Genomic DNA, 8,828 nt, shown 5'->3' on the forward strand with positions numbered 1-8,828 from the left:
CGATATCACCGCGTCAGCTTCTTGTACTTCACGCGGTGCGGAATGATGCTGTCCTGGCCGAGCCGGCGCATCTTGTCCTTTTCGTAGTCCTGGAAGTTGCCTTCGAACCATTCGACGTGGCTGTCGCCCTCGAAGGCCAGGATGTGGGTCGCGATGCGGTCGAGGAACCAGCGATCGTGGCTGATGATGACGGCGCAGCCGGCGAAATCCTCCAGCGCCTCTTCGAGCGCGCGCAGCGTATCGACGTCGAGGTCGTTGGTCGGTTCGTCGAGCAGCAGGACGTTGGCGCCGGACTTCAGCATTTTTGCGAGATGGACGCGGTTGCGTTCACCGCCGGAGAGCGCGCCGACCTTCTTCTGCTGGTCGGCGCCCTTGAAGTTGAACGACGAGCAATAGCCGCGCGAGTTCACTTCCTTCTTGCCGAGCAGGATCAGCTCGTTGCCGCCGGAGATCTCCTCCCAGACGTTCTTGCTACCGTCGAGCGCGTCGCGCGACTGGTCGACATAGCCGAGATGCACGGTCTCGCCGACCGTGATGGTGCCCTTGTCCGGGGTCTCCTGCTTGGTGATCATCTTGAACAGCGTGGTCTTGCCGGCACCGTTGGCGCCGATCACGCCGACGATGCCGCCGGGCGGCAGCTTGAAGGTGAGATCGTCGATCAAGAGGCGATCGCCATAGCCTTTGCTGAGGGCTTCGAAATCGACCACGTTGGCGCCGAGGCGTTCGGCGACGGGAATGATGATCTGCGCGGTCTGGGTCTGCTTCTCGCTCGCCTGCTTGAGCAGATCCTCATAGCGCTGGTAGCGCGCCTTCGACTTGGCCTGGCGTGCCTTCGGCGAGGACGCCACCCATTCCTGCTCGCGCGCAATCGTCTTCTGGTGCGCGGCGTCCTCGCGGCCTTCCTGCTCCAGCCGCTTCTGCTTCTGCACCAGCCAGGACGAATAATTGCCCTCGTAGGGAATGCCCTTGCCGCGATCGAGCTCGAGGATCCAGCTCGTGACGTTGTCGAGGAAGTAGCGATCGTGGGTCACGATCAGGATCGCACCGGGATAGGTGCGCAGATGGCCTTCGAGCCACGACACCGACTCGGCGTCGAGATGGTTGGTCGGTTCGTCCAGCAGCAGCAGTTCGGGCTGGTCGAGCAGCAGCCGGCACAGCGCGACGCGGCGGCGCTCACCGCCGGAGAGCTTGGTGACGTCGGCATCGTCGGGAGGACAGCGCAGCGCGTCCATGGCCTGATCGACCTTGCTGTCGAGATCCCAGAGGCCCTGGGCCTCGATCTCGTCCTGCAGCTTGGTCATCTCATCGGCGGTTTCCTCGGAGTAGTTCATCGCCAATTCGTTGTAGCGATCGAGGATGGCCTTCTGCTTGGCGACGCCCAGCATGACGTTCTCACGCACGGAGAGCTTGGCATCGAGCTGCGGCTCCTGCTCGAGATAGCCGACGCGGGCGCCCTCGGCGACCCAGGCCTCGCCGGTGTATTCCTTGTCGAGGCCGGCCATGATCTTGAGCAGGGTCGACTTACCGGAGCCGTTGACGCCGAGAACGCCGATCTTGGCGTCCGGGTAGAAGCTCAGCCGAATGTTGTCGAGCACCTTGCGGGTCGGGTAGCTCTTGGTCAGGCCGTCCATGAAGTAGACAAATTGGCGCGCCATCGGTCCCGTGAAACCTTCAATTTGAGGAGATTTGCTTGCTGCCGATGTAGCGATCCCGCCCCCAAAGGGCAATGTTTTCCCTCCGTTCACCACGGATGAATACTGGGCGGACACCATCCGGACCCGAATCCGGACAATTGAAACTATCTTTTAATAAATCAGGCCAAAGCTCGGTTTCGCGCGGAAACAGCGCCACCCGCTCAGAATGCACGGGGAGAACAGCGAGACAGCGTCATGGCTCTGATCGAGACCCATTCATTCCCCGTTCCGGCCGAAGCCGGGAACGCGACCGGCCTCGTCTCCGAGGTCCGAGGTTTCTGGAAGCGCTTCTTCGCCACCGTCTTCAACCCCTACCGCCCCGAGCTGCACTACATGCGCGGCCCCGGCCCCGCCTGGCGCGCCAAGCACGGCATGGATGCGCCGCTCCGGCTGAAGCCGCGCGACCGCTAAGCCTGCCTCTCCTATCGGATTTTTGAAGACGCCAGCCGCTTGCGCACCGGCGCGATTGCGCGCAACCATGGCCCTATTCCGACGATGGCGCCCACCGCCCAGCGCCGTCCCTCTCGCCATCAACTCTGGCCCTGGATGAACGCTGATGACGCGGCTGCGCTGTGCAATTCTCGACGACTATTTCAACCTTGCTCTGGACGTCGCCGACTGGTCGAAACTGTCCGACCGCGTCGACACAACTGTGTTCAGCCATCCCTTCGCCTCGGAACAGGCCGCGGCGAGTGCGCTGGCCGATTTCGAGATCATCTGCGCCATGCGCGAGCGCACCGCGTTCCCCAAGAGCCTGTTCGAGAGCTTGCCGAAGCTGAAGCTGCTGCTCACGTCCGGGATGCGCAACGCCGCGATCGACATGGAGGCGGCGAAGGCGAAGGGCGTCGCCCTCGGCGGCACGCAATATTCGCGTGATCCGACCGCGCCGCTGACCATGGGCCTGATCCTGGAGCTGACCCGCGGCATCGGCCGCGAGAACGCGCGCATGCATGCCGGCGAGCCCTGGCAGACCTTCGCCGGCGTCGAGATCGAGGGCCTCACGCTCGGAATCATCGGCCTCGGCAAGCTCGGCACCAAGATGGCCGGCATCGCCAAGGCCTTCGGCATGAACGTGATCGCCTGGAGCCCGAACCTCACGCCCGAGAAGTGCGCGGCGGCCGGCGTCGGCTATGCCACCAAGGAGGAGCTGTTTGCCAACGCCGATATCGTCACCATCCATGTGGTGCTGAGCGATCGCTCGCGCGGCCTCGTCAGCCGCGCCGATCTGGCGCGGATGAAGCCGACCGCCTTCCTCGTCAACACCGCGCGCGGGCCGATCGTGGACGAGCAGGCGCTGCTCGAGGCCTTGCGGCAGAAGAAGATCGCGGGCGCCGGGATCGACGTGTTCGCGGTCGAGCCGCTGCCGGTCGACCATCCCTTCCGCAAGCTCGACAATCTCGTGCTGACGCCGCATCTCGGCTACGCGACCGAGGATGGCCTGCGCATCCATTACGGCCAGATGGTCGAGGCGATCGACGCCTTCACCAAAGGTGGCGAGCTGCCGCGGAAGCTGGCCTGAGACGACGCAAGCCTCAAACGTCAAAGGGCGTGCCGATGCACGCCCTTTTGCAATCCGTTGTCGCGAAGCGCTTAGCGCACGGTGACGGGCGCGGGCAGCGGCGGCACGACGGTCGGCTGGGTGCCCGGGACGGGGCCAGCCGGGGCCGCGCCCGGTGCAGGGGCAGCCGATGCGGTCGCCGTTCCCGGCGCAGTACCGCCCGGCATCACCACCACGCGGGTGCCGACCTTGGTGCGCTCGAACAGATCCGAGACGTCCTCATTCAGCATGCCGATGCAGCCGGAGGAGACGAACTTGCCGATCGTCGAGGGCTGGTTGGTGCCGTGGATGCGGTACACGGTCGAGCCGAGATACATCGCGCGGGCGCCGAGCGGATTGCCTTCGCCGCCGGCCATGAAGCGCGGCAGATAAGGCTGGCGCTCGATCATTTCCGCCGGCGGGTGCCAATCCGGCCACTCGGCCTTGCGGGTGATCTTCTGCACGCCGGTCCAGGTGAAACCGTCGCGGCCGACGCGGACGCCGTAGCGAATCGCCCGGCCGTTGCCGAGGACGTAATAGAGGTAGGTGTTCGGGGTATCGACCACGATCGTACCGGCCGGCTCCTTGGTCTGGAACGCGACTTCCTGACGGCGCAGGTTCGGCGCCAACTGCGCCGGTGCCGCGTCAGGCTGCTCCTCGGGCGGCAACAAGGCGACCGACATCGGACGGCCATCGGCGCCCAAGGCGGGCTGGCCGGACTGAACCGTTCCGGTCGCGGCGGGACCACCGACCGCCTCCGGCGGACGAAGACCGTCATTGGCGGGCGCCTGGCCCTGACCCGGACGATTGGCGTAGATCACCGGCGGCGGGCCGGCGGGGCGGCCGTAGCGGGGATCGTCGGGCGACATCACCGGACCCTGCGGCGCGGCGGAATAAACGGGCGGAGCGCCGGCGGGACGGCCATAACGCGGATCATCCGGCGACATCACCGGGCCCTGCGGCGGAGCGGCGGAGTAAACGGGCGGGCCGGGCGGGCGGCCATAGCGCGGATCGTCGACCGGACCGGGCGGCGGCAGCGAAGCCTGCGGCATCGCGTCGTCCTCGTCGTCCAGCGAGTCGAAACTCGGCGTGCGGTCGCCGGGGCGGTATTCGGCCGGCGCGCCATAGCTTGGCGCCTGCTGGACCGGATAGCTCTGGGCCTGTGCAAGCGAGGTTCCCGCCGCAGCGACTGTTGCGGCAGCGCATATCGTCAGAAAATGTTTGATCATCATCGCTCTTGCATCGTCCCCGGGCCCCGTCCGAGCCGTCAACGGCCAGATGACCGAAGATAGCGGCACATTCAAGACATAACAGGCCGATTTGGGCCGATTTAGCGATTTGTGATGCAATCGCACACAGTTGCCCCGTTGCATCACGGGGATGGAAATCGCATCACGCCGGAGATCGCCGGAGTCTGCGACCCGATTTTTACGGAACGGCGCAGAGACGTTGCGATATGGTCGAATCAGCCTGATTCGCCACCGATTTGAGCTCGGATCTAGCGTGGCGAACGCGGCAATCAGTACCGTCACCGCGTTCAGATGGCTCTTGGGCCCTGGCTACCCACACCGCCCGGGCGGAAATTCGCAATCCCTCGATGCTTCCCGGCTTTCGCTTCCTGCTTGCCGCGATCCTGCTGTCAACCTCCATCCTGGTGTTCGGGCTAGGTGCCGCCGCGCTGCTGCGGGCAACCCATGAGCAGTATGTCAGCAACCCCTCCTGGCGGAACGGCCCGCAGGAGCAGGTGTTCGCACAGGCTCCCGAGCCGGCCCAGCCGGTGCTCGCGGTCTTGCGCGCCGAGCCGGCGGTGGCCGCCGCGCCCGCGCCGTCGCTGCGCGACCAGGTGCCGACCATCGGATTGCCGGAGACCCAGCCCGAGCAGATCGCCGCGCTGGCGACCGAGACCGACCCGCAGCCGCAGCCGCAGGCAACTGAAGTCGCGCCTCCGGCCGCCGAGCCGGCCGAAGCTGAGACCAAGGCCGAGATAACCACGGGCGCCCCCGCGCCGGCCCCCACCGACACGCTCACCCCGGCGGACACCACGGCATCGATCCCCGAGCCTAAGCCGGAAGTTAAGCCGGCCGCGACCGCCAGCGAGCCGGCCCCCGCCGACCCCAGCACCGCCCTCGCCTCCTCGGCACTCGATGCCACCTCGGCCAAGCTGGCCGCGCTGAACGATCCCGCGACCACGGCCTGGAAGGATCCGCCGGCGAAGGCCAAGGCAGATGCCGCCACGCCGGACAGCAAGGCGATCAAGCGCAAGGCGAAGGCGAAGAAGCGCCATCGTATCGTCAGGCGTCCGCCGCCTCAGCAGTTGCAGCAGCAGCTCGATCCGTTCGGTCAACAGCAGACCTTCGCGACAACGACCACGCGCCCGCGGTGATCTTGCTTCACCTCGCCCCGCAAGCGGAGCGAGGGAGTGCATCGTCGCCGTTGCGACGAGCTCAGGCCGGTCCGGTGGCGATCGGTGGGCCCTTCTCCTGCCCCCATTCCGACCACGAGCCGTCATAGAGCGCGGTGTCGGTGATCCCCAGGCGATAGAGCGCGAGCGTCAGCACGCCGGCGGAGACGCCGGAGCCGCAGCTCGTCACGATCGGCGCATCGAGCTTGACGCCTGCGCCGGTGAACGCGGCGCGAAGATCGTCGAGCGGCTTCATCGTGCCGGTCGCGGCATCGAACAGCTGGTTGTAGGGCACGTTGCGCGCGCCGGGGATGTGGCCGGAGCGGATGCCCGCGCGCGGCTCCGGCGCACGGCCTTCGAAGCGATCGGCCGCGCGAGCGTCAATCACCTGCTCGGCGCGGCTTTCGACGTTGGCGACCAATTGCTGCATGCTGCGCACGCGCTTCGGATCGTAGCTCGCCTTGAACGTCGCAGGTTTCGGCTTGACCTCGCCGCTCTCCACGGAGCGTCCCTCGGCGCGCCACTTCTTCAGGCCGCCATTGAGGATGCGCACATTGTTGTGGCCGAACGCCAGGAACATCCACCACGCGCGGGGAGCAGCGACCCAGCCGCCGGCATCGTAGAGCACGACGGTGTCGCTATTTCCGATGCCGAGATTGCCGATATCACGACCGAACTGCTCGGCGCTCGGATACATGTGCGGCAGCGGATTGGAATGATCCGACACCGCATCGACGTCGAAGAACGCCGCGCCCGGCAGATGCGCGGCGAGATAGTCATCCTTCGGCAGCGGCAGCACACCCGGCAGCTTGAAGCTGGCGTCGAGCACCTTGACGTTGGCATCGTTGATGTGGGCGGCGAGCCATTCGGTGGAGACGAGGGGGTCGGTGGCCATGCAAAATGTTCCTTGTCATTCCGGGGCGTGCGCAGCACGAGCCCGGAATCCATCGTGCGGCAGTGTTGGTGGATGAATGGATTCCGGGCTCACGCTTCGCGCGCCCCGGAATGACGGGTGGAGAGAGCGGTGACGCCCCCTCACCCCTTCTTCTTCGGCTCCCATTGCTCCGTGGGACCGCCGGCATCGCGCCACGCGGCGTAGCCGCCGGCGATGTGGGCGACGGGCTTCAGACCCATGTCCTGCGCGGTCTTGGCGGCGAGCGCGGAGCGCAGGCCGCCGGCGCAATGGAAGACGAACTTCTTGTCCTCCTGAAAGATCGGCTTCGCGTAGGGGCTTTGCGGATCGATCCAGAATTCGAGCATGCCGCGCGTGCAGGCGAATGCGCCGGGGATGCGGCCGTCGCGCTCGATCTCGCGGGGGTCGCGGATGTCGACGATGACGACGTCACCGTTCTTGGAGATCTCGATGGCGTCCTTGGCGTTGAGCGTCTCGATCTCGGCATTGGCCTCGTCGATCAGCGCCTTGATGCCGCGGGTGATGTTCTGGGGCATGGGTCTTCCCTTCTTCTCTTCCGTCGTTCCGGGGCGATCGCGAAGCGAGCGAACTATGGTGCGCACTTGCGAACCTGAGAACCTCGAGATTCCGGGTTCGCGCGACGCGCGCCCCGGAATGACAGCAATCAGTGCGTCAATTCCTTCATCGCACCTTCCAGCCCCTCGATGGTGATCGGGTACATGCGGTTGGCGAAGATGCGTTTGATGATGGTGGTCGATTCCGAATAATCCCAGTGCTTCTGCTGCACCGGATTCAGCCACACCGTATGCGGATAGGTGCGGATGATGCGATCGAGCCAGACCGAGCCGGGCTCCTCGTTGACGTGCTCGACCGAGCCGCCCGGCACCATGATCTCGTAAGGCGACATCGAGGCATCGCCGACGAACACGACCTTGTAGTCGTGCGGGTATTTGTGCAGCACGTCCCAGGTCGGCGTGCGGTCGGTGAAGCGGCGCTTGTTCTGCTTCCACACGCCTTCATAGAGGCAGTTGTGGAAGTAGAAATACTCCATGTGCTTGAACTCGCTCTTCGCCGCCGAGAACAGCTCCTCGACCTGCTCGATATGCGAATCCATGGAGCCGCCGATGTCGAAGAACACCAGCAGCTTCACCGCATTGCGCCTTTCGGGGCGCATGTGAACGTCGAGATAGCCGTGGTTGGCGGTCTCGCGGATGGTGGTGTCGAGATCGAGCTCGTCCGGCGCACCGGTGCGGGCGAACTTGCGCAGGCGGCGCAGCGCCACCTTGATGTTGCGGATGCCGAGCTCGACATTGCCGTCGAGATCCTTGAACTCGCGCTTGTCCCACACCTTCACGGCGCGGTTGTTGCGGTTCTTCTCCTGGCCGATCCGGACGCCTTCGGGATTGTAGCCGTGCGCGCCGAACGGCGAGGTGCCGGCGGTGCCGATCCATTTCGAGCCGCCCTGGTGGCGGCCCTTCTGCTCCTCGAGGCGCTTCTTCAGCGTCTCCATGAGCTTGTCCCAGCCCATGGCCTCGATCTGCTTCTTCTCTTCCTCGCTGAGGTATTTTTCGGCGAGCTTCTTCAGCCACTCCTCGGGGATCTCGGCCTTCTCCATGGCGTCGAGCAGGCTTTCCAGCCCCTTGAACACCGTGCCGAAGACGCGATCGAACTTGTCGAGGTTGCGCTCGTCCTTCACGAGGGAGGCTCGGGAGAGATAGTAGAAATTCTCGACCGAATAGTCCGACAGATCAGCGTCGAGCGCCTCCATCAGCGTGAGGTATTCGCGCAGCGTCACGGGGACCTGCGCATCGCGCAGAGAAGTGAAGAATTGCAGGAACATGGGTGACAGATTGCCCGTCGGGTGGCGAACGTCAAGGGGCGGAGGCCGTCGCCGGGCGCTGGACCCCTGTGGTTTTTGCTCTAGAATTGGCCGCCTCGAGGGGTTGTTTTGGGGACGTTTGCAATGGGAATTCTCGCAGCACTCATCATTGGCGCGATCGCCGGCTGGCTCGCCGGCAAGATTGTCCACGGGGCGGGATTTGGGCTGATCGGCAACATGGTCGTCGGCATCATCGGCGCGCTGGTCGCAGGCTGGGTGCTGCCGCAGCTCGGCATTGCGCTGGCCACGGGCACGCTGGGCTCCATCATCGACGCGACGGTCGGCGCGGTGATTGTGCTCGTCATCCTTTCGCTGATAAAACGGGTCTGAAAGCCTGACCGAACCAGGAACGGCCGCCATGCGCGGCCGTTCCCATGTCGCGACCGGGGCAATGAAATTGGCAA

Annotated in this window: 9 protein-coding genes; 4 read left to right on the forward strand and 5 right to left on the reverse strand. The window is 65.3% G+C overall.

Going from position 1 to position 8,828, the window contains the following annotated elements; genetic code table 11:
- Positions 1-5 precede the first annotated feature (5 nt).
- Positions 6-1,655: an energy-dependent translational throttle protein EttA gene (gene ettA, locus VGR99_RS31640; protein WP_326903862.1), complete on the reverse strand. Its 1,650-nt coding sequence runs from the start codon at positions 1,653-1,655 to the stop codon at positions 6-8.
- A gap of 234 nt (positions 1,656-1,889) precedes the next feature.
- Here ettA and VGR99_RS31645 point away from each other — a divergent pair, with 234 nt between their 5' ends.
- Together VGR99_RS31645 and VGR99_RS31650 are read left to right on the forward strand one after the other, a co-directional pair.
- Positions 1,890-2,105 carry a hypothetical protein gene (locus VGR99_RS31645; RefSeq protein ID WP_326903863.1) on the forward strand — a complete coding sequence of 72 codons (216 nt, stop codon included), beginning with the start codon at positions 1,890-1,892 and terminating at the stop codon, positions 2,103-2,105.
- Positions 2,106-2,250: 145 nt separating this feature from the next.
- Positions 2,251-3,213 carry a D-2-hydroxyacid dehydrogenase family protein gene (locus VGR99_RS31650; RefSeq protein ID WP_326903864.1) on the forward strand — a complete coding sequence of 321 codons (963 nt, stop codon included), beginning with the start codon at positions 2,251-2,253 and terminating at the stop codon, positions 3,211-3,213.
- A gap of 71 nt (positions 3,214-3,284) precedes the next feature.
- On the opposite strand, the gene VGR99_RS31655 is transcribed toward VGR99_RS31650, so the two are convergent.
- Entirely contained in the window at positions 3,285-4,460 is a 1,176-nt protein-coding gene (locus tag VGR99_RS31655) for a L,D-transpeptidase family protein (RefSeq protein ID WP_326904083.1), read from the reverse strand.
- Between the two features lie 368 nt (positions 4,461-4,828).
- Here VGR99_RS31655 and VGR99_RS31660 point away from each other — a divergent pair, with 368 nt between their 5' ends.
- On the forward strand, positions 4,829-5,614 hold the full coding sequence (locus VGR99_RS31660) for a hypothetical protein (RefSeq protein WP_326903865.1): 786 nt from the start codon (positions 4,829-4,831) through the stop codon (positions 5,612-5,614).
- Positions 5,615-5,675: 61 nt separating this feature from the next.
- Here the strand turns inward: VGR99_RS31660 and sseA are convergent, their stop codons facing one another.
- The 3 genes from sseA to VGR99_RS31675 all read right to left on the reverse strand — a co-directional run bounded on the left by sseA (position 5,676) and on the right by VGR99_RS31675 (position 8,385).
- On the reverse strand, positions 5,676-6,527 hold the full coding sequence (gene sseA / locus VGR99_RS31665) for a 3-mercaptopyruvate sulfurtransferase (protein WP_326903866.1): 852 nt from the start codon (positions 6,525-6,527) through the stop codon (positions 5,676-5,678).
- Positions 6,528-6,667: 140 nt separating this feature from the next.
- The gene (locus VGR99_RS31670; RefSeq protein ID WP_235544204.1) at positions 6,668-7,081 is read right to left on the reverse strand and encodes a rhodanese-like domain-containing protein; all 414 of its coding nucleotides are present in this window, start codon (positions 7,079-7,081) and stop codon (positions 6,668-6,670) included.
- A 128-nt stretch (positions 7,082-7,209) separates the two neighbouring features.
- The gene (locus tag VGR99_RS31675) at positions 7,210-8,385 is read right to left on the reverse strand and encodes a VWA domain-containing protein (protein WP_326903867.1); all 1,176 of its coding nucleotides are present in this window, start codon (positions 8,383-8,385) and stop codon (positions 7,210-7,212) included.
- Between the two features lie 123 nt (positions 8,386-8,508).
- Here VGR99_RS31675 and VGR99_RS31680 point away from each other — a divergent pair, with 123 nt between their 5' ends.
- The gene (locus VGR99_RS31680) at positions 8,509-8,754 is read left to right on the forward strand and encodes a GlsB/YeaQ/YmgE family stress response membrane protein (protein ID WP_326903868.1); all 246 of its coding nucleotides are present in this window, start codon (positions 8,509-8,511) and stop codon (positions 8,752-8,754) included.
- The last annotated feature ends 74 nt before the right edge of the window (positions 8,755-8,828 follow it).

The sequence above is a fragment of the Bradyrhizobium sp. genome, assembly GCF_035935975.1.
Taxonomy (GTDB): Bacteria; Pseudomonadota; Alphaproteobacteria; order Rhizobiales; family Xanthobacteraceae; genus Bradyrhizobium.